The following is a 21,760-nucleotide window of genomic DNA, read 5'->3' as shown; positions in this document are numbered from 1 at the left end:
CGCGTGGGCGTAGCCAGCCGTAAGCATCGCCAATATAACAAAGGCGATCGCCAATGTAGCAAAGGCGATCGCCGATATAACAAAGGCGATCGCCAATGTAGCAAACGAGATCGCCGATATAACAAAGGCGATCGCCAAGGCTTGTGTCGCCTCGTTCCCAGCCTGGAGGCTGGGAACGAATTCCGAGAGGCTCTGCCTCTCGTCAAGCTACTGGAGGCGGAGCCTCCCAGAATGGGTTCCCAGCCTGGAGGCTGGGAACCAGTCAGGGCAGGGGCTGTAACTTAGTGCCATTCGGTTAAAACCTTTTTATTTTCTCTTAGTCCAGGTCGCTGGACTTCGTTTGTGTAGTCGCTTAGTGCGTCAGCGTGCCGGAGGCTCTATTCTATTCGCCCAATACTTTTCAAGCATCCGCTAAGAATCATGACCAATTAACGGCAACAGCAAGCGACTGACTACCCGATTATCTGGTAATTGATAGAAATTCAACTCTCCTCCCAACTCCTGCATGAGGTTTTGGCAGATGACCAGATGTAAACCTGGTGGTTGGTCGAGGTTGGAGTGAGCAAGCACATCCTTGGGTGTATTATCATGTAGCTCTGTGAGTAACTGTGGTTCGATCGCACCGTTGTATGTAATCGATAGTTCTAGCGATGTCTGATGATCAGCTTCTACGGTTGAAGAAGAAGGATTTGCATCTAAGATTTTAGACGTATCTAAACGGCGACACCAAATATCAATTCTGCCGCCGGTCTGAGAACGGTTACAGGCAGTAACCAATAATTCATGGATAACTAATTCAATTTTGACAATATCACCAGCGATCGCCATTGCAGATTGTGAACTTGAGCTAGGAACACCTTTGGCTAATGAAGAATTCTTTGGGGACTCTTCCGCCTCAATTTGTTGTCCCAAACCATGTACACCAAGCCACAGCTTTTGTTGTTTAAGTAAATTTTCGATGCGTTCGAGCGATCGCTTCAATAAACTAGCTATGGGCATAGTTTCCCAACTAATATGTAGCTGCCACTGCTCTAGTTTGAGCATTCCACTCATAGAGGTCGCTGTGTGGTCTAACTGCCGCAGCAATAGCTGGTAGCGCATCTGAGTAAGTTCATTAGTAGGAATGCCCAAGTCATGTATTTGTTTAAGGGACAGCGCCGTTATTCTTTGGATTTCCTCTAAGCGACGATGTTTGTACCAGTTGAGTTGTCGTAATTCCTCGGTTGTGGATTCTAGAAGTCGGGTAATTTGCTTTTCACGACGCCACCAAGCTAATTGAGAAATCAGAGTTACTGTTGCACTGAGGCTTTGTTCTGACCAGGGACGCTCTTGATAGTCTGCCAACAACACTACACCTGTGTTTTCATAGTCAGCATTGGTACGTAATGCCATCACCAAAATTTGACCTTTGTTTGGAACATTCAACCATTTCCGGGTTTCCGATGGTAAATCATCTACCTTCAAAGTCAGGTAACTTTCCGTCACAAGTGCCCACTGAATTAAGGCTTCAGACTGGATAGGAATAGATGCATCGGAAAAAACTCCAAATTGACTATTGTCAAGCACTCCAGGGATAATTTCTGCCCAACTTTCATTAGGCGACCAAGATAGCAGTACCGCTAGGGGACATCCCAAAATTGATGCTATTTGTTCGAGTGCTGTACGTTCTAAATGCTTTTTTTTGACCTCGATTTTGCTGTTCTGGGATTGTGTCAGTATGCGTAGGCATTGCTCAAATGCCTGGGAAACTTTTTGTTGCTGGGTGGTGCGGTTGTGTAATTGCCACTGACGAACAATGACACCAATCTGTTGACTGACAGCCCAGAGTAATTCCTTTTCCAAAGTTGTCCAAGAACGATGGGTTTCGTGAGTGATGACCAAAAGCGCTACTGGTATATGCTCGTGAGTGCATTTACAAATAAGTAGCGATCGCACACCATTTTTTAGTAAAAGGGGACGCCAGTTAAAAAAGCGTAAATCTTCATCTAAGTTTTGAATCTCCACCGCTTGAGTTGAACGTTGCAAAAGCTGCCCATCTAATTCTTTGAGAGTATCAAGGGTAAACGTTAACGATCGGCGATTATGGGGCTGATTTTGGTAAATAAATTGATAATTATTCTGTTCAGGGTCATACTGCAACAGCAAAAATCGTGTAGCACCAAGCCTGGCTAAAACTCTTTTAGCACAGCTGTGTAAAGTTTCCTGAAGGTCATGTTCGCTATAAATACCTTGGGCAACTTGGCTAGTCAGTTGAGCATCCTCTTGAATCTGTTTGATAGTGCTTTCCATGCTTTCGGTAGATGCAACCAGAGAGATTAAGCCAGCAACACCTTGGACAAAATTTTTGTCTGTCTCCGTCCATATCCGAGGTTCATTGCTTTCTACCGCCAGAAAACCTACTAAGTCCTTTTGCCAGATTATTGGAGCTGCCAAGAGCGATCGCACCTTCAGTCGTTCCAGCAATTTTGCCGTAAAATGGCTCTTTAAAGAACTGCCTGCATCACCAATGGAGACAATTTGATTAACTGTCAAAGCATAATAAAAGTCGCTCAAGTCCTGCACCGTCATTCCTGCTGCTTGCTGACTGCTGGAATTGCGATCGAGTTTGACAAGCTGATTGCTCATCCGACACCAAAAATAGCGCCCTTCCCGCTCAAACCAGTAAATATTTGTCCGGCTGGGGGAGACAAATTTATGAGTTCCTTGGACTGCTGCTTCAAGTCTTTGATTAAGGTTAGTGACGGTGCGTAAATTTTCCAGCAATTCTAATAATGGCTCGTCGCTTCTCTTGGTTTGCTTGTGCTGCAAATCCATCTCATTTTGATAAAGCACTGCCCCCAGTTCGCCTATAACCATCATCAAACGTGCTTTTGCTTCCCCTGTGAGTAGGTAGCCCCAGCGTTCTGAACCTAGTAACAGCAAGCCTAAGCAACGGTCTTTATAGCGAATTGGTAAAAGAATCGTTCCCTTGATGTGGAATTTCTGAGCAACTTTTCGCCATTCGGGGGCGCGGATTTCAGTTTGTAAATCAGCTACACCCAAAGGATTTTGTTGAATCACTACTTGCTCTAATAAATCCCCAGGATTGAGAACAACTCTTTGCCGTAAAAAGACCGTATCATTATCAGGTGTCACACCTCCTTTGCCGAACAATATGTGATTCAGGCGATCGTAAAGAGCAATCCAAATCAGTTTGTAGTCAAACTGCTCTTTGAGATAAGAAATAGTAGTTTCAATCAGAACGTCAACATTATCTTCGTCTCTGAGGCGTTGCAGGATACGTCCCAAGGAGATGATGTGCTGTTCGCCGACTATAGGTTTTTGCGGCTGCCCCATCTGATTTAATTGGTTAACATAGCTTGTAATATATCTGACTTTTCACGTTATATGGAAAAGTCAACGCAAAACCTAACCTCCCAGCCCCCTCCCTAATAGCGAATGGAACTGAGGTTTTCCAGATACCGGGAAAATTAAGGTAATATTATGAGATGCCTAGAAAAGCATCCTGAGTAATATTGCCACGGGTGTTTGTTGAAAGTTCTAGCTAAAGTGGGGACTCTGGCGTTACCGTTGAAGTTAGATTATGGAGTGCTAGGGAAATGGGCGAAACTTCGTCTGATGCTCTAGAGGAGCAGAGACAAGTCTCAGAAGAAAAGCGAGAGTCTGCTGAAGATTCCAGGCTCTCACAAGAAAACGAGCGAGAGTCTGCTGAAGACACTAGGTTCTCACAAGAGGAGCAGCGACAGCTTGCTGAAGAAATGAGAAATTCTGCCGAAGAAACCCGGCAGCTTGCTGAAGAAATGAGAAATTCTGCCGAAGAAGTGCGGCAGATTGCTGAAGAAGTGCGGCTAACTAAAGAAGAACTCCGACAAGCTAAAGAGGAAGCACGGCAAGCTAAAGATGAACTCCGACAAGCTAGAGATGAACTCCGACAAGCTAAAGAGTAAGCGCGGCAGTCTACTTAAAATAATTCGTAATTCGTAATGACGTTTGCGGACTCGCTAACGCCATTAAGTTTTGTGACGGGGATTTCAACTCACAGAATTAGTTAAATAACTTTTGCATGAAGTATCTCTTATGCCCAAGTGGGTAATTTTCTTGAAAAGCAAATACAGTGTAGCCGTGAGATTCATAAAATTCTTTAGCTTGAAACTCTAATGTCTCAAGATGAACCCCTACACAGTTTTGCTTTTGACCTTCTTTTTCGGCAATTTTAAGGATGTTGCTTCCAATACCTTTGCGGCGTAAGTCTTCTTGAACAACTAAGACTCTGATATAAAGCCAATCGCAACCGATTTCACCCAGAACTCCACCAACAATCAAGCCTGATTCATCTCGTGCAAAAACTACTATAGATTGCCACTCCGACAACGGAAAAAAATGTTGATTGAACTGGCGGATCATTTGGATGACGGTCATCCGCTCCTGCTGAGTTACTTCCTGTTCTACCTGAACTGTAATCATAAAGCTAATGGATATTTATAAATTTGCCATTCGTCCGCTTTTGTTCAATCTGGTAAAAACCGATTCTGAGTGGTTACACCAGCAGACGATTCGCAATTTTAGTTGGCTATCGCAAACAGCCAATCGCCCTCCTGCTAGTTGGGTAAACCAAAGCCTAAAGCAGTCCTTATGTCTGTATGATTCACGCCTAGAACAAAATTTGTTTAGGCTAAACTTCCCAAATCCTGTAGGGTTAGCAGCTGGCTTCGATAAGGATGGAGTCGCTGCTGGCATTTGGTCTAAGCTGGGTTTTGGCTTTGCAGAACTAGGAACTGTAACTTTTCACGCACAGCCAGGAAATCCGCGTCCCCGTTTGTTTCGCTTGCCGTTGGATAAAGCTGCTCTCAATCGGATGGGTTTTAATAATCGCGGTGCAGCAGCAATGGCGGCACGTTTGGCACAAGAAAAGCAGGAGTTAACCCAGTCAATACCCATAGGGATAAATTTGGGTAAATCTAAGGTAACTCCCCTAGAAGCCGCCGCACAGGATTATCTTGATAGTTTTCGCTTACTCAAGGATTTAGGAGACTATTTTGTTGTTAATGTCTCTTCCCCCAATACACCGGGGTTGCGATCGCTCCAAGATGCTTCTATGCTCAGTGCCATCTTAGAATTATTACAACAAGAAAATACTACACAAAAACCAATTTTTGTCAAGATAGCGCCAGATTTAGAATGGGAGGCGATCGCTGATATTATAACTCTTGCAAAAACTTACCAACTGGCGGGAATTATCGCCACTAACACCACCATCCGCCGTGATGGTCTAAAAACCCAGGTGATTCACCAAACGGGCAAATCACCCCAGGATGAAGCTGGCGGAATTAGCGGTGAACCATTGCGCGATCGCTCCACTGAGGTAATTCGTTTTATTTGGCAGCAAACCCAAGGAAAAATCCCGATTATTGGCGTTGGTGGCATCTTTTCTCCTGAAGATGCTTGGGAGAAAATTACTGCTGGTGCTAGCCTGATCCAGGTTTATACAGGCTGGATTTACGAAGGCCCACTGATGGTACGCCGAATTCTTCAAGGTTTGCTAGACAAACTAGAAGAAAACAAATTAGCTACCATCAGCGAAGCTGTTGGGTTACAAACAAAAATTCAATCATTCTAATTTTGAATTTTGAATTGTTTAACCTTCTTCCAATGGAAAAAATTCCTTAGTTTTTTCCACGTATGACCAGGCAATACCATCAGGGTCTTTGCTACGACTCCACTCAGGAAACTCTGGATCATTTCGCCGTTTATAAACCGTACTGGAATAGACATTTAGGCGTTTGGCAAGTTCAGATTGAATCAGAGAGCCAAAAATTAACTGTTTTTCCAGCGATCGTTTAGCTTCTTCATGGGTTGGCTGTGGAAGTGATTCAGTTTCTAGTTCTTCCTCCTGTGGGATTGGTGGTGGTGCTAGGAGCGATCGCGCAATTTTAGTAACTGGTTGAGCAGGAAGCTCTTTAACAGGCTCACTACTGTCAAGGATATTGCCGAGAATGCTGGCAGTTATAAAGTAATAAGACTGCCCTGCATCTTCAGAATTAAGTACACTGGCACCAAACTCCGAGGCTTTACCATCCAAGTAGCGTTTTGCCGTTGTTCCAGGAAAATTGCCCTTGATTGCCAAGTCCATTGGCGTAAGTCTGCCCTGATTTTCCCGAACCAACTGATGAAAAATTGGGTTAACTTGCTGAGTCCACTGTTGCCATTGATATTCTTGCCAAACCTTGAAGCCAATTACCAGCACGATTAGCGCTAGTAAAATTCTCCAGGTGGCAACCAGGAAAATAATCAAGAACGAGATGGGCAAAAGTAGAACGAGAAAAGCCTTACCGTTACCTTCTATCGGTTTTGCACTCATACCGATTTTTGCCAAGTGAATTTTAGGAAATAATATTTTATTATATTGGCAAAAATTTGGGTACTTTTTTGTATCTTTTGGCAAAGTTGCGGCAAATTTGTCGGCAAAAACTTTACTTGGTAGGTGTTATACCCTGATCAACCTTCTGCTTATGTGACATTGGTGTGCGATGCCTACGGCGGTAAACTACGCACTAAAGTTTTTTACCAGAGAAAATAAGAGGGTTTTGACGAGAGCGATCGCAATACCCTTCAGATAATATCCTCCCGAAATTCTGATCACAGGCTTACTTATGCCGCTTAAACTTTTCTTTCCAAAGTAATAATTTTAAATTAGCTTGCCAGCCCCTTGACAACAGATAATACACATACTACATTAATAATACAAGTCAACTTTCATTAGGAAGTTAGCTTTCACCAGTAGCGAATAGCTCAAATTGCAGAGCGCCCACCTTGCCAGGAAGGGGCGACATATTGAGGGTTATTGCATATAACTTAAACACCCTTGATCGAACTTCTGGAAGTGTAGGTAAAAATCCTACTTCGCTAGAGCAAATTGAGTGCTGAGTTTTAAATTTTCATGTAGTGGGTAGCCAAGTGGTAAGGCGCTTAATATCCTTATTCACCCCTTGCCTGCAAAGGCCGACGAATTGAGGGTTATCGTTAAAAACGAGCATTCGCGGGTTCGATTCCCGCTCCACTACACCAATTAATTTTAGATTTTAGATTTTAGATTTTGGATTGAATTTAAAATCTCAAATCCCAAATTTCATGTGGCGGGTAGCTCAGTGGTAGAGCGCTAAACATCCTTGTTCACCCCTTGCCTGCAAAGGCCGACGAATTAGGGTTATCGAATCGGGTTCGAGAGGTCGCGGGTTCAAATCCCGCTCCGCTACACCAAATAATTTTAGATTTTAGATTAAATTTAAAATCTAAAATCCAAAATCCAAAATTTCCATGTGGCAGGTAGCTCAGTTTGGTAGAGCGCCGAAAAACATCCTTATTCACACCTTGCCTGAAAAGGCCGACGAATTAGGGTTATCGCCTGTTAAGCCGGAAGTCGCGGGTTCAAATCCTGCTCTGCCACCTTTGATTTTTGCCCGCAAGGGCCGGGAGATGAAGCCATGAATTACAACTTCTTTACTAAAAAGAAAACAACTACACCACAAAATCAACCTATCCCCGGACGAGAAGCAGAAATGGTTCAGGGGCGTTCCGGCGGTTGGATGTTCAACGCTGGTATTTGGAAGATGCTACGCCGTTGTCTGTTGGTTGGCACAGCAAAAAGCACTTACTACGCTGGTAAACAGGAATTAACTGAGGATTTTGTGACAGTTGTCAGACAAGCTGTTGCCGAAAATCCCAGCCGTGTAGCAGAAGAAATTCTCTATGCTAGCGATGGACGCGCCATCAATAACAGTGCGCCTATCTTGGCTTTGGTGCTGCTATCAATGGGTGAAGCACCGGAAGCAAAACAGGCGTTTGGTGAAATCTTCCCGCAAGTTGTCCGCACTGGTAGCCACTTCTACGAATGGTTGAACTACACCAAATCTCTGCGGGGATTTGGCAAAGTAGTGCGGGAAGCTGGTAAAACTTGGCTCTCAAGGGAAGATGTCAAGGGTTTAGCTTATCAACTGTTGAAATATCAACAGCGTCAAGGCTTCTCCCACCGAGATGCGTTGCGGTTGTTCCATGTCAAACCGCCTACAGAAAATCACCGTCAACTATTTCAGTGGGTAGTTAGAGGCTGGGAAGAATTGCCAGCAGATATCCCCTCAGAGGCGTTGGCGCAGATTTGGTGGTATGAGTGGCTCAAGCGCAATCCAACCCAAACCCATGAAGCTATTTCCCAAGGACGCTTAAGCCACGAAATGGCTGCACCTGTGGGCAAAATGGACAAGCTTGCTTGGCAGCTGCTATTTCAGGAAATGCCAATAGGCGCAATGTTACGTAACTTGGGTTCACTAACTGAACTGGGTGTGCTGCGAGCTGATGAAAACGCTAATTTGCTGCAAGTGGAAGCAGTTCTTAATCGCAGAGAACATCTGCGGAAAGGTCGCATCCATCCGATTGATGTTTTGAAAGCACTCAAAACTTATCAATCTGGTGGAACATTAGGACGCAGTAAGAAAACTTGGAACCCAGTTCCTCGGATTGTGGACATTTTAGAAAAGGCGGTTGAACTGTCTTTTGATGTTGTGCAACCCACTGGTAAAGTGTTCATGCACGCGGTAGACGTTTCCGGTTCTATGGGTAACTTGGTTGCAGATATGGGACTAAGTTGTTGTGAAATTGCCACCACAATGGCACTGGTGACAGCAAAAGCAGAGAAAAACTACATGATTCGCGGCTTTGCTACCGAATTCCGTGAATTAGGTATCACTGCTAAAGATAGTTTTAGTTCTGCGGTTCGCAAAGCTAGCAACCAAAACTTTGGTGGAACGGATGCATCTGTGGCTTACGACTGGATGATTAAGAATAAGTTCAAGGCGGATGTAGTTTGCTTTTGGACTGACTCGGAAAGCTGGGCGGGAAATAAGCATCCAAGTCAAGCGTTGAAGGAGTACCGCAAAAAGGTAAATCCCAATGTCAAGGCGGTGTATGTCACCTTGACACCTTACCAGATTACTTTGGTAGATCCTGAAGATTCGCTGTCTTGGGATTTGGCAGGGTTCGACCCAGGTACGCCTCGGATCATCCAGATGCTAGCTACGGGTGAATTGTAGATATTGCTGAAGGGTAAAGGATGAAACACTTTATCCTTCATACTTCATGGCGGGTTATCCTTGTTCACAACTTGCCTTTCGGGGACGGAGAATTTAGGGTTATCGGTTATGTCTCCACCATTGTGGGGATTAGCGGGTTCAACCCCCGCACCCGCCTTTGTTTGATTTTTACCTTACACAAAGAAGAAGGCGATTTAATTTTTGAATGGTCGTTTTTCTATTTCAGCGATGGGTAAGAGTAGGGTGTCTTCGATGTGCGATCGCATCTGTCAAACTTGTGAGTTAAAATTCTGCTAATTAAACCAAAAATCTTGCTATGAATGTGCTGCAAGATTGTTCACTTATTTCTAGACTATGAATTGCTTTTTTTACTTCCTCGATTTGTTGTTCCAATGACAGGTTAGTAAATATTTTTAGTGCTTTTCCCAAGTTTACTTTGCTTTCCTTAAAAGCTTCTTTGCTTTCGTTATTTTTTTTAATCTGATGTAAAAATATTCCTAGTTCATGTAAACTTATTCCTCTAAAATAATAACAGCCAGCTAAAGAGAGAAATACATTAATCATTAATTTATATTCTTTAACCCTTGTTGCAATCACTAAAGCTGTTTGAAAAAAAATCTTGGCTTACTTTAAAACTTCTTTGGCAGTATTCAAATTCTTTGTTAATTTCTCTATCTATAACCTTTCCTTCTCTTTCATCGATTAGTCCTAATCTGTGTGTCGTTAATGCAAATTTATAAAGTACTATACCTAAATTACTATAACAATCAATATATTCCAAAACCATATTTCTGATAGCTTTAAAAAAAGCATGATCTAATAAATTTGGTTCTTGTCTTAATTCTTCAAAAGAACCTGCCCCATAAAATTCCATAGCATGATAAACAACTTCTAAGGCAATTGTTTCCTGTTTACTAAGTTCTTGTTTTACTGCTATTTCTGCATTTTCTATATTTAGATACATTTGTTCTTGAGTATCATTCACTTTCGTGCAAGTAATTTTTGGAATAATTGTTTGGCAGTTATTAGATATTAATGTAGATAAAAATATTCCTGCTTCAGCGTGAGATTGTTTCCAATCATCTTTTGATTTAAGTCTTTCTATCGCTTCTTGGCGGATAACTTCATATAAATAGTAGCCTTCAGTGCTAAACTTCACTAAAGCTCTGTTTTTTAAATCTCGAATAAATCGGGGTTTATTTCGCTCATTTTGCTCATCCCAAAGTAAGCAAAAAACCCCTTTTTCCGATATTACAGGAATATATTGATAACGATAACACCCTAATCGACATAGAAGTTTATAGGCTTGGCGATTATCTCGTTTAAGTTTCTCAAACTGATGTTTAACAAGATTTTCTAAAGTAGGATTTTTTAATAAATCATCACAATTATTTTGCCAATAATCTTTTAAATCTCCTGTTGATGTCGTTACAATATCACCACTAAGGATATACATGACTTCAGCATTACCTCCATAAGCTTGATGCATTTTGCTGAGAGCGTCATTATCTATATTAATGTGGCAGATTTCAAAATACTGTTGCCATGCTTCTTGCTTAAAACCTTCCATTGCATAAGTTTTAAAACTTTGAAGACGCTTCAACGTATGTTCATAAATTTGCTCACGGCTTGTAATGAGAGTTACTGAATGTACACTATGATGTGCTAGTACAGTTAATAATTCTACATAATAGCTGTGTTGGGGTTCTATGAACTCACCATTTATCAAAGCAGTTTCAAGCTTATCAATTAATACACCAATTTTTCTAATCTGAAGCTGGCTTTTCAATTGCTCCAGCATAAGCATAAAATTTTCTTCTGGGTTCTCCTTAAAATAATCTCTGAGCTTGACCCTTAACCAATTTTCTACTGAGTTTAGGTTTTGGAGTGTCGTTCCTACACGCAGTTCAAGATATTCTAAACCTTGAAGCTCAAACCATTTTGTAGCTAAGGTTGTTTTACCTATACCGCCCTCTGCGTGAATTAGGATAACCTTTGCACCTTCGTTAACAAGGTTGTTGAGGTGTGCGATCGCTTCCTCACGCCCAACAAAATTAGGATTTTCAAATATTGTTTTATCTTCACTGAAATTTTCAGTTTGTGGTAACTCTGAAGTATTTTGATTTAATAACTCAGGTTTGTACTTGGCAAATAAAGCAATCAATTCTGGAAGCTTTGAACGGCGTTCGTCTGAAAATTCATTATTTAAGCCAAATAACTTACAAATTTCCTCACGATGTTTTCTGACAGTTGGTTTCTGAATATGCAAAGAATTAGCGATCGCTTCATCTTTTTCGTTAGCCAGTAGTTTCAGCAGCACCTCTCGCCGCCTTTCAGTTAAGCGGTTAAATACTGCATTGAAATGTTGTTGATTCATAATTATTAGCGCATCACAACCACAGTACACATCTGTGTACTCCATATAGTTACAAAGACTCACAGCATGTGTATTACTTGTGTACTAGGCTAACGCAAAAGTTGATGTAGTAATTCACCACTCACAACTTATGAAATCTACCTATATCAATGGGCGATGCTACTATAAAGGAAATGGTAGCGTTCTTCTACCTGCTGTCACCACAGTTTTAAAAGCGACACAGCCGCCGGAGTCTCTAGCCGCCCTTTCCTATTGGCGCAATAAAGTTGGCGATGCAGAAGCAAACCGAATCGCTGCTAACAGCCGCCGTCGAGGAAATGGCTTGCACCAGTTGATTAAAGAACACTTGCAAGGTTACTCGTCCAAACCTGACAGCAGCCTGATTCAGCCTTACTGGGATAGCGTTCAATCTGTGCTAAACCAACTTAGCGATGTTCAACTGGTTGAGGAAGTCGTGCCTAACTATCAGGAACTTTACGCCGGGAAAGTTGATTTAGTTGCTCGTTATCAAGGTGTTCCGCATTTTATTGAATGGACTACAGCCGAGGAACCAAAACTGAGAATTAATAAGCTTTATGACAAGCCTTTACAAGTAGCTGCTTATGGTGGTGCGATAAATCGGTATTATAGCGATCGCCTCTTTAACTGCAAAATTAACCATGCTCTCATTGTCGTAGCCTTACCAGGTGAAGAAGCAGAGATTTTTGAATTTGATCGTGCAAGGCTTATTCATGTCTGGCATCAATGGCTTAATCGGCTGAATTTTTTCTTCAGTGCAGTTGCTGCCTAGAAGCGCGATCGCATACCCGCCCCAAGCGATTCGCAAACATCTACCTCTTGTAGAATAGACACAATGCTTGTTTGGCAACATAATGTAATATAACTTAGTAATAATCGAGCGATGCCTACGGCGGGCTGCGCCTACGCTGTTTCTTTTGGATGTAATTGCGATTAATGCGGCAATGTGCTACATATCAGCCTGGTTTCATCCCAACTTGTCCACCCAAAGACAGTAGATGAAGTTTTGTGTGAATAAGTATAAGGGATGAAATAGCTCTGCTTTCCAAACAGTGAAAAAGGAACAGATTTTTATGACATTTGATTACGATTTGTTTGTCATTGGTGCTGGTCCTGGGGGATTGGCAGCAGCTAAAAAAGCAGCTAGTTACGGTGTACGTGTCGCCATTGCCGAACAAGAATCCGTCGGTGGGACTTGTGTAAATCGCGGTTGCGTTCCCAAAAAACTAATTGTCTACGCTGCTGACTTCGCCCTGCAAAATCAAGTAGCACACAGTTATGGGTGGAGTGACTGTGAAACATACTTTGACTGGACATTATTTATTAAGTCAGTACATCAGCATATTGGCAGCATTAACCAATCTTATTTTCAGCAATTGCACAAAGCTGGAATTGAACTAATTTCTGAATATGCCAGTTTCATCGATACCCATACTATCAATATTAATGGACGCAAAGTTACAGCAGACAAAATTTTAATTGCTGTGGGAGGGCAACCCCTCAAGCCCAACATCCCAGGTATAGAATACGCCATCACATCCCGCGAGATGTTTCAGCTACCTTATTTGCCGAAACGTTTAGCAATTATTGGCGGCGGCTACATTGGTGTCGAATTTTCCAGCATGATGCACGCTTTCGGTTGCGAGGTGACGGTAATTGAAAAAGACGAGATGATTTTATCGGGGTTTGATGATGACATTCGCTCTGCTGTACACCAGGGTTTGATTAAACGCGGAATTAAGTTATTCACCAATAGCACCGTTGAAGAAATCAAATTCTCAGATGAGTGTTTGTTGTTAACTATTACTGGTGAGAACCAAGAAATAATTACAGCAGATACCATCTTAGTTGCCACAGGTTACGCTCCCAATACCAAGAATCTTGGTTTGGAAAATGCCCATGTTGAACTTGGCGAACATGGTGCAATTAAAGTAGATGAATACAGCCGCACCAGCCAAGAAAACATTTTTGCTGTGGGTGACTGCACCAGCCGCGTGCAATTGTCTCCAGTCGCTCAAGCAGAAGGTATTGCCTTTGCCGATACAGTTTTTGGCAACAAGCCGCAAAAACCGAATTATGATTATGTGCCCACTGCTGTTTTTTGCCGTCCAGAAGCGGCTAGTGTGGGGATGACGGAGGCAAAAGCACGGGAAAAATTTGGTGAATCTGTACAATGCTACTACACCCAGTTCCAACCACTGTTGTATCAGCTAATTGAACAGAATCAGCCAACCACTATCAAGTTAGTGTTAAATGGTGATTCTGGGCAAGTTTTGGGCGCTCACATGGTGGGTGAACACGCAGCAGATATCATTCAAAGTCTCGGCGTGGCAATTCGCAAGGGCATTACTAAGGAAGACCTGGATGAAACCATAGGCATTCATCCCACGGTAGGAGAAGAATTCCTGTCGTTAAAATAATTCGTAATTCGTAATTCGTAATTCGTAATTTGAATTTTGAATTCTTAGTCTTGTCCTCCTTGTCCTTCTGAGCAAGATTTTGTGGGAGCGCCTAAATCGTCTAAAGTATTCATTAATGAGTCATCCTGTGGTATAGGGTATATGCTTTGGGAATTTACAACATCGTCAAAAGCTTCAAGAGCCTCAAGAGCCTCAAGAGCCTCTGATGCAGACTGATATCGCTGTTTGAAGTCATCTAGCACCATTTTACTGAGAATCTTCGCTAGGGAGTGGCTCACTTGCGTGCGTAGTTTACCGCCGTAGGCATCGCTCCATTTGATCTCTCCATCAGCGTCTCTATCTAGGTCACGGGGCGCTATACCAGTCAAGGCTTTAATCCCAACCATGCCGACTGCATAGATATCACTACTGTAGTGTGGACGCCCAAAACATTGCTCGCTTGGTGCGTAACCCTTAGTACCAATGCCAACGGTGAAGGGGGTTTGCTCTTGACTATCAAGCTGTTTTGTGCTAACTTCTTTAACTGCTCCAAAATCAATCAGTACTAGTTTACCGTCTGAATGTCGCCGGATGATATTGCTGGGCTTAATATCCCGATGAATCACGTTATTTTTATGGATAAATGTTAATGTTTGCAATAAATCCCTGACAATTTTGATCACTGCAATTTCATCAATTGCTCTACCTGCTGAGAGTTCCTGATTTAAAGGATGACCAATTATCTGTTCTTGCACTAAATAAAATTCTTCATCTTCTTCAAAATACGCCAAAAGTTGGGGGATTTGAGCGTGCGTTCCTAATTTTTCTAGTGTTTGCGCTTCTGAGTTAAAAAAACGTCTGGCAATTTGCAATCCTTCGGGTTTGGTGTTGGCTGGTTTTAGTTGCTTGACAACACATCGCGGATTACCAGGACGTTGGGTATCTTCGGCAATATAGGTTTCGCTGAATCCACCGGAACCGAGAACTTTGACAATTTTGTAGCGTCGAGCCAGTACTTTCCCTGATAAGGCTAAATCTCGTTCCTGGATTAGTCCTTGGAAGTCATCTTGTTGGCTGATAATCTCTTGGACAACGGTGGAAGTTTTATACTTCTGAAAAATGTCTACTAATTGGCGTTTTTTGATGCTTTCTCTGACTAATGAGGTTCCCAGGTAGGAAAGTCCGATCATTGCGATCGCGATCGCTGGTACTGTAGTGGGAAAAATTAACTGACCATAGACAAATAACCCATAGCTAATTCCTACCCAAGTGCCAGAGAGGGCGAGGCTAGATAGAAATCCATTGATACTACGCTCGCGTCGGCTAATCATCAAGGTTGTACTGCCAACTAGAATTAGCACAAACAAACCCCGCAATGGTAGGCTGTTAATTCCTGGAGCGATCGCTTTACCTTGCATCAAAGTGGCGATCGCATTGGCGTGAATTTCCACGCCTGACATGGGTTTATTGCTGTTGCTAGCAGCAACTGGATAATAATCATTGTTTAACTTATCTGTTGCCCCAATCAGCACGATCTTGTTTTTGAACACCTTTCCCTGCTGCAAATAGGTGTTCCAGTTTTGCGGGTCGAGTACATGCCAAAAGGGTATTTGCTCAAATGTCCCCGCAGACCCCGAAAAATTAATGCGATCGCCCTTTGGTCGGGGATAATTTATTTGTGCTGTCCTGAGCGCTGCTTGATCAAAAGAGGGTAGCTTCTCGATCAAATTATCTTCAGGTAACAACTTAGAAAACTCACTCCCCAATCGATGAACTTTACCATCCACCTCCACGGGGAAATTCACTGAGCCAATGGACACTGATCCGGTACGAAACATCTGTTGAGGATCTATCAGTTGCATAAAAGATCCTTGGCGCGTCTGGGAATTTTCGTAGACGGCTGCTAAGGTAACTTTGCTGCCATATTTTTGTAATGCTGCCTGGAGTTGGCGATCGTCAGTAACTCCATAACTACTTTGTGTGTCAAAAACGACATCTACCGCTACAGAGCGGGCACCTGCTTTGATTAACTTTGTGATTACTTGAGCATAAGCAGCACGTTGATAAGGATAAGATTTCAGTATTTCTAGGTAGGCATATTGTTTTGGATCTGCTTTATAGTACTGTTCGGGAACTGATATTGATTGATCGTCTATTGCTAAAATTACGATGTCTTCTGGAGGCACAATCGGCCCACGCAGTTGAAAAAAATCAGATTGCGCCTGATTTTCGCTCAATGCAACCAACTCCCAACCAGAAGCACTCAGCAGTGCTGCCCCGATTACCCAAGCACCAGCGAGGAGATGACCTAAGCGAACCATCCACTTGGACTGGCGAGCTGATACTGTCAAAGTTACTTTTGTCGGTTTACTTGACAGTCTATTGGCAGCAGAGACATAGTTTTTAGTTAAGGTAGATGTAGGTTCTTCTGCCATATCGTGTTACTGATTGATTTAAGTCCAACACTTTTATTTATTCAGACCACGTTTTAGTACAAGCTCATTGAAATCAGACTTAAATGACAATCTTATACATTTGTAAAGTATCTTCTATTCATCAACAAACTTTTATTACTAGAGCTAGCCCCAAGAGATTCCTACTCAGTCATTGGCTAACTTATTCTTTTTGTGTTCAGTGAGTTACAACTAGTGATTGTCCCACAGATCAGAGCCGGATATACTCCCCCTGTGTATTTGGTTGCGGTGAGATTTCACCCCAACCCAACCAACAGGTAGCCTCTGAAGTCGATGCTCTACCAGAAACTGTCCCAAGTTGTCTTCTGTCTCTGGCGCAATATTCGTACTTTCGACAAAGCGTGTCCTGATACTGAAAGCTTTACCTATAGATAGGCATTAACTTATATCCTACCCTAAGCCTATGCTATACCTCTTTAGGAGTAAAATTTAGTGTTATACAGCGATGAATGCTGTCACTGAGTCAATTTTATTGGTAGATTTTGATCACAGAGTGGCTCTTGCAGTGCCGGAGGTGAATAAGGTTTAGCACCCAATATCTCAACTCCAATATTGCAGCCGTTTTTATGCTTTGAAAGAGGTAGGATAAAAGCTATAGATAAAGAGCTACTTTATAGATATTAGCAAACTTGTCATTTGAGAATTGCTATAATCTATTGTTCCATCTAAATTCATTTATATTATTAGGTGTAAATTTGTATGGGTTCTCCAATGAATCGTCTGTCTATTTTTGTAGATGGAAACAATATGTTCTATGCTCAACAAAAAAATGGCTGGTTTTTTGACCCCCGGCGAGTCTTAGAATACTTCAAACATGAGCAATCAGAAACAACATTAATTAATGCATTCTGGTACACTGGCTTAAAAGACCCACAAGATCAGCGAGGTTTTAGAGATGCTCTAATTAGTCTAGGATATACAGTCAGAACTAAAATTCTTAAAGAATATTATGATGATACGTCCGGTCGTTACTCGCAAAAAGCGAATTTAGATATTGAAATTGTTGTAGATATGTTTAATACCGTAGACCAGTATGACCGAGTAGTATTATTCAGTGGCGATGGAGATTTTGAAAGAGCAATCGAACTATTACGATCCAAAAATACACATATTACGGTAGTATCAACAGAAGGAATGATCGCTAGAGAGCTACGGAATGCTACTGATAGATATATAGATTTAAATGATATCAGAGAACAAATAGAAAAAACCGAAGGTTAGTAGCCTTAGCAATTATTTACAAAGGTAAGAGTAAAAGAAAAACTAAGTTGAAGATATATTGAGCCGCAACTAGAAACTAAACAACAAACCGCAAATGACAAACAAAACAGATCGAATCATCATTTTTGATACGACATTGCGAGATGGAGAGCAGTGTCCAGGAGCAACTCTGAATATAGACGAAAAGCTAGTTATTGCCAAGCAATTAGCACGTCTGGGTGTGGATATAATTGAGGCAGGCTTTGCCTATGCCAGTCCGGGAGATTTTGAAGCAGTTAAGAAGATTTCCCAAATTGTCGGGACAGAAAATGGCCCGGTAATTTGCAGTTTGGCAAGAGCGATAAAAGCGGATATTGAAGCCGCCGCCGAAGCCTTAAAACCAGCAGTTAACGCCAGAATTCACACATTTATTTCCACTTCTGATATTCATTTAGAGTATCAGTTGCGGAAGTCACGGGCAGAAGTGCTAGCGATCGCTAAAGAAATGGTAGCTTATGCCAAGTCCTTCATGACAGATGTAGAATTTTCGCCGATGGATGCGGCGCGTACCGATCCAGAATTTCTTTACCAAGTTTTAGAGGGAGCGATCGCAGCTGGTGCAACAACAGTTAACATTCCCGATACTGTGGGTTACACCACCCCTAGCGAATTTGGAGCGATCATTAAGGGAATTATCGAAAATGTCCCCAACATCGACCAAGCGATTATTTCCGTTCATGGTCATAATGATTTAGGCTTGGCAGTTGCTAACTTTTTAGAAGCCGTCAAAAATGGCGCACGGCAACTAGAATGTACAATCAATGGGATTGGCGAACGTGCCGGAAATGCATCACTAGAAGAATTGGTGATGGCGTTGCATGTGCGACGGCAATACTTTAACCCTTATTTGGGAAGATCAGCAGATTCTCAAGAATCCCTGACAAATATCGACACCCGCCAAATTTACAAAACTTCACGCTTAGTTTCTAATTTGACGGGAATGTTAGTACAAGCAAATAAAGCGATCGTTGGGGCAAATGCCTTTGCCCATGAGTCTGGGATTCACCAAGATGGTGTGTTAAAAAACAGGCTCACCTACGAAATTATGGATGCTCAATTGATTGGCTTGACAGACAATCAAATAGTTTTGGGTAAACATTCGGGGAGAAATGCTTTCCGCACTCGGTTGAAAGAATTGGGCTTTGAACTGTCGGATACGGAATTAAATAAAGCATTCGTCAGATTCAAAGATGTAGCAGATAAAAAGAAAGAAATTTCTGATTGGGACTTGGAAGCGATCGTTAACGATGAAATCCAACAAGCACCCGATTTGTTCCGGGTAGAGTTGGTGCAAGTTTCCTGTGGTAGCAACGCCCGTCCTACGGCTACAGTTACCCTGCGTACCCCAGACGGTGAAGAATTAACTGATGCTGCGATCGGTACTGGTCCAGTGGATGCAGTTTACAAAGCCATCAACCGTGTGGTGAATGTGCCCAACGAGTTGATTGAGTTTTCTGTGCAATCAGTAACAGCTGGTATTGATGCCATTGGAGAAGTGACGATTCGTTTACGTTATGAATCTAGAGTATTTTCTGGTCATGCGGCGAACACAGATATCATTGTGGCATCCGCGCAAGCTTATGTAAATGCCTTGAATAGGTTGTATTCTGCATTGCAAACTCAAGAAAAGCAAGAGGAAGTATCTGCACAGAAAGTGTAAAAACATCTCAGTTTTGATTCCCAGTTCAACTTTCTTCCTTTCTTTCTTTCTTTCTTTCTTTCTTTCTTTCTTTCTTTCTTTCTTTCTTCCTTTGTGTCCTTTGCGTCCTTTGCGGTTCGTTTTTATTTCTTGTATTTCAGTCCTAATATGCTTTAGCGCATCTTCATACAGAATTGGTATAAGGCTCAAACTCTTTGTCAAAGTCAATTTTTTTAACGAACCACAGAGACGCAGAGGAAACAGAGAGAAGAAAAAAATGCTTAACTGAAATGTATTGCCTTATGCTTGATTAGCATTAGAATTTAAACGCATCATGATTTTTTCTGGCTCTGTCAAATTTTTAAAACCATAACGGCGATAAAGTCCATGAGCATCTTTTGTGCCTAACATCCACCTTTGAACGTCTTGTAGTTCTGGATATTCCAAAATATATTCTACAAACCATTTTCCTAAACCCTGTCCTCGATAAGGCTCCAGAATAAAAACATCTTTTAACAACGCAGAAGTTGCATAATCAGTGATGACTCTCGCAAAGCCAACTTGTTGATTACCTTCATAAAGTCCAAAACATAGAGAATTTTCTATTGACTTTTCCACAACAGCTAATGGTATATTTTCAGCCCAATAGGAAGTTTGTAAAAAATCATGAATCATTTGAATATCTAATTTAGATTTATCGCTGCTGATGTAAAATTTATGTTTTAATTCTTCGTTCATCTGCCTGAATCTTCTATTTAATAGGTTGATGCGTAATAATTAATTCTAATTCATTCTTGCAGAGGAGTATTTCACTTTCGTAGAAAGCTCTTTAAACCTCACCCCAACCCTCTCCTTAGTAAGGAGAGGGAGCAAAAATCTTGTTTTCTCCTTTAGCAAGGAAGGATTAAGGGGGGTCGATTTATGGTGCATTTGCAAAACTCAGATGCTCCCTTTTTGCAGTCAGTGCGTTGCAACCTAAGATGATGAAATTACTGAACCATTAGCGGGATAAGAGAGGCTATATTCAGTGTTCAAGGATATGAATGCATCTACTATTGATTATGAATCAGCCTACAACAAAATCTTGGCAAGAAGTTCGTGCAGCTTTTCAAAAAATCTGGGGTTATGAAGATTTTCGTCCACCACAGGGAGAAATTGTCAGCAGTTTATTAGCACAAAAAGATGCGCTGATTATTATGCCCACATGTGGCGGAAAATCGATTTGTTTTCAACTTCCCGCACTCCTACAAACAGGATTAACTTTGGTAGTTTCGCCCTTGGTGGCGTTGATGGAAAATCAAGTACAGGAACTACAACAAAGCCATCAGAAAGCAGCGCTTTTACATAGTGAATTGTCTTCATCTCAACGCCGTGCAACTCTGCAAGCTTTAGAACGTCAACAGCTAAGATTACTTTATTTATCGCCAGAAACTTTGCTAAGTGCGCCAGTCTGGGAAAGATTATGTCAGCCGCAATTGCAAATTAATGCCTTAATTTTAGATGAAGCCCATTGTTTAGTGCAGTGGGGTGATAGTTTTCGCCCAGCTTACCGCAGATTAGGAGCGGTGCGTCCTGCATTGCTAAAATCAAAACCACCAGGAACAAAAATTAGCATCGCCGCTTTTACGGCTACTGCTGACCCCTTAGCCCAAAAGATTATTCAAACAGTTTTACAATTACAGCAACCAGAGATTTTCCGCTTGAATCCCTACCGTCCTAACTTGCATCTCAGCATTCGCATTGCTTGGACACCACGAGGTAGGAAACAACAATTATTAAAGTTTATTCAAAATAGACCGGAACAATCGGGATTAGTTTATATTCGGACTCGGCGAGATAGCGAAGATTTAGCTGAATGGTTAGCAGACATGGGTTATGCCACAGCTAGTTATCATGCGGGATTGGGTGCAACAGAACGCCGCGAAGTAGAAGCAAGTTGGTTAAGTGGTAAAATACCATTTGTGGTTTGTACCTGCGCCTTTGGTATGGGGATTAATAAAAGCAATGTCAGGTGGGTTATTCATTTTCATGCGCCACATCTGCTGTCTGAATATGTGCAAGAAATAGGCCGCGCTGGAAGGGATGGGAAACCAGCCGAGGCGCTGACATTAGTGAGTGAACCTACGGGGTGGTTAGATCCAGAGGATAAGCAAAGACAGGAGTTTTTTCAAGAACAAATGCGATCGCAACAACAAATAGCGCAGCAACTTGTGAAAAAATTACCAAAACAGGGAGAAGTGAATGCAGTAACCCGACAATTTCCTGATGGTGCGATCGCTTTAGCTTTACTCCATAGCAATGGTCAGCTAAACTGGCTTGATCCTTTTCATTACACCATTGGACAAAAAGCGGCAAATCAGCCACCAACGCAATTACACGCCGCCAAACAAATGCATCAATATCTAACTACAAAGCAGTGCCGTTGGCAGTTTTTATTAAACGCTTTTGGTTTTGATAAAAAAGCTGCTAACTGGCGTTGCGGACATTGCGACAATTGCCGTTAATAGTGC

16 protein-coding genes and 3 tRNA genes are annotated in these 21,760 nt (G+C 42.0%); 12 read left to right on the top strand and 7 right to left on the bottom strand.

Features of this window, described 5'->3' with window-relative positions:
- Positions 1-3 precede the first annotated feature (3 nt).
- A complete protein-coding gene (locus V7L05_RS04690; protein WP_335162236.1) occupies positions 4-285 on the top strand; it encodes a hypothetical protein in 282 nt (93 codons plus the stop codon).
- A 126-nt stretch (positions 286-411) separates the two neighbouring features.
- Here V7L05_RS04690 and V7L05_RS04685 read toward each other — a convergent pair whose 3' ends face one another.
- Positions 412-3,336, bottom strand: a complete 2,925-nt coding sequence (locus V7L05_RS04685) for a sensor histidine kinase (RefSeq protein ID WP_335162234.1) — start codon at positions 3,334-3,336, stop codon at positions 412-414.
- Positions 3,337-3,599: 263 nt separating this feature from the next.
- Between V7L05_RS04685 and V7L05_RS04680 the strand changes: the two genes are divergently transcribed.
- Positions 3,600-3,947 (top strand): hypothetical protein, encoded by a 348-nt coding sequence (locus V7L05_RS04680; RefSeq protein WP_335162232.1) that lies wholly within the window; start codon positions 3,600-3,602, stop codon positions 3,945-3,947.
- A 97-nt stretch (positions 3,948-4,044) separates the two neighbouring features.
- On the opposite strand, the gene V7L05_RS04675 is transcribed toward V7L05_RS04680, so the two are convergent.
- Entirely contained in the window at positions 4,045-4,464 is a 420-nt protein-coding gene (locus V7L05_RS04675; RefSeq protein ID WP_335162230.1) for a GNAT family N-acetyltransferase, read from the bottom strand.
- Between the two features lie 7 nt (positions 4,465-4,471).
- On the opposite strand from V7L05_RS04675, the gene V7L05_RS04670 reads away from it, so the two are divergent.
- Positions 4,472-5,617, top strand: coding sequence for a quinone-dependent dihydroorotate dehydrogenase (locus V7L05_RS04670; RefSeq protein ID WP_335162228.1), 1,146 nt, complete (start codon positions 4,472-4,474; stop codon positions 5,615-5,617).
- A gap of 18 nt (positions 5,618-5,635) precedes the next feature.
- Here the strand turns inward: V7L05_RS04670 and V7L05_RS04665 are convergent, their stop codons facing one another.
- Positions 5,636-6,358 (bottom strand): hypothetical protein, encoded by a 723-nt coding sequence (locus V7L05_RS04665; RefSeq protein ID WP_335162226.1) that lies wholly within the window; start codon positions 6,356-6,358, stop codon positions 5,636-5,638.
- 581 nt (positions 6,359-6,939) lie between these two features.
- Here V7L05_RS04665 and V7L05_RS04660 point away from each other — a divergent pair.
- The 4 genes from V7L05_RS04660 (at position 6,940) to V7L05_RS04645 (ending at position 9,083) form a co-directional block, all read left to right on the top strand.
- Positions 6,940-7,065, top strand: a tRNA-OTHER gene (locus tag V7L05_RS04660).
- Between the two features lie 65 nt (positions 7,066-7,130).
- Positions 7,131-7,257: transfer RNA gene (locus V7L05_RS04655), tRNA-OTHER, on the top strand.
- 60 nt (positions 7,258-7,317) lie between these two features.
- A tRNA-OTHER gene (locus V7L05_RS04650) sits at positions 7,318-7,444 on the top strand.
- Between the two features lie 37 nt (positions 7,445-7,481).
- Positions 7,482-9,083, top strand: coding sequence for a TROVE domain-containing protein (locus V7L05_RS04645; RefSeq protein ID WP_335162224.1), 1,602 nt, complete (start codon positions 7,482-7,484; stop codon positions 9,081-9,083).
- A gap of 297 nt (positions 9,084-9,380) precedes the next feature.
- On the opposite strand, the gene V7L05_RS04640 is transcribed toward V7L05_RS04645, so the two are convergent.
- Both V7L05_RS04640 and V7L05_RS04635 read right to left on the bottom strand, forming a co-directional pair.
- Positions 9,381-9,647 carry a hypothetical protein gene (locus V7L05_RS04640; protein ID WP_335162222.1) on the bottom strand — a complete coding sequence of 89 codons (267 nt, stop codon included), beginning with the start codon at positions 9,645-9,647 and terminating at the stop codon, positions 9,381-9,383.
- 13 nt (positions 9,648-9,660) lie between these two features.
- Positions 9,661-11,460, bottom strand: coding sequence for a hypothetical protein (locus V7L05_RS04635; protein ID WP_335162220.1), 1,800 nt, complete (start codon positions 11,458-11,460; stop codon positions 9,661-9,663).
- A gap of 130 nt (positions 11,461-11,590) precedes the next feature.
- Here V7L05_RS04635 and V7L05_RS04630 point away from each other — a divergent pair, with 130 nt between their 5' ends.
- Both V7L05_RS04630 and gorA read left to right on the top strand, forming a co-directional pair.
- On the top strand, positions 11,591-12,250 hold the full coding sequence (locus V7L05_RS04630) for an exonuclease (RefSeq protein WP_335162218.1): 660 nt from the start codon (positions 11,591-11,593) through the stop codon (positions 12,248-12,250).
- Positions 12,251-12,551: 301 nt separating this feature from the next.
- Entirely contained in the window at positions 12,552-13,898 is a 1,347-nt protein-coding gene (gene gorA / locus V7L05_RS04625) for a glutathione-disulfide reductase (RefSeq protein ID WP_335162216.1), read from the top strand.
- Between the two features lie 44 nt (positions 13,899-13,942).
- Here the strand turns inward: gorA and V7L05_RS04620 are convergent, their stop codons facing one another.
- The gene (locus tag V7L05_RS04620) at positions 13,943-16,312 is read right to left on the bottom strand and encodes a CHASE2 domain-containing serine/threonine-protein kinase (RefSeq protein ID WP_335162214.1); all 2,370 of its coding nucleotides are present in this window, start codon (positions 16,310-16,312) and stop codon (positions 13,943-13,945) included.
- Between the two features lie 738 nt (positions 16,313-17,050).
- Here V7L05_RS04620 and V7L05_RS04615 point away from each other — a divergent pair.
- Complete coding sequence (locus V7L05_RS04615) at positions 17,051-17,572, top strand: LabA-like NYN domain-containing protein (RefSeq protein WP_196517317.1); 522 nt, start codon at positions 17,051-17,053, stop codon at positions 17,570-17,572.
- A gap of 94 nt (positions 17,573-17,666) precedes the next feature.
- On the top strand, positions 17,667-19,271 hold the full coding sequence (locus tag V7L05_RS04610) for a 2-isopropylmalate synthase (protein ID WP_335162212.1): 1,605 nt from the start codon (positions 17,667-17,669) through the stop codon (positions 19,269-19,271).
- 279 nt (positions 19,272-19,550) lie between these two features.
- Here the strand turns inward: V7L05_RS04610 and V7L05_RS04605 are convergent, their stop codons facing one another.
- Positions 19,551-19,988 (bottom strand): GNAT family N-acetyltransferase, encoded by a 438-nt coding sequence (locus V7L05_RS04605; protein WP_335162210.1) that lies wholly within the window; start codon positions 19,986-19,988, stop codon positions 19,551-19,553.
- Between the two features lie 323 nt (positions 19,989-20,311).
- Here V7L05_RS04605 and V7L05_RS04600 point away from each other — a divergent pair, with 323 nt between their 5' ends.
- Complete coding sequence (locus V7L05_RS04600) at positions 20,312-21,754, top strand: RecQ family ATP-dependent DNA helicase (RefSeq protein WP_335162209.1); 1,443 nt, start codon at positions 20,312-20,314, stop codon at positions 21,752-21,754.
- Positions 21,755-21,760 lie beyond the last annotated feature (6 nt).

Origin of the sequence: Nostoc sp. (genome assembly GCF_036917755.1) — a bacterium.
Taxonomy (GTDB): Bacteria; Cyanobacteriota; Cyanobacteriia; order Cyanobacteriales; family Nostocaceae; genus Nostoc.
The sequence above is the reverse complement of the archived record's forward strand: the minus strand, read 5'-3'. Positions and strand labels throughout refer to the sequence as shown.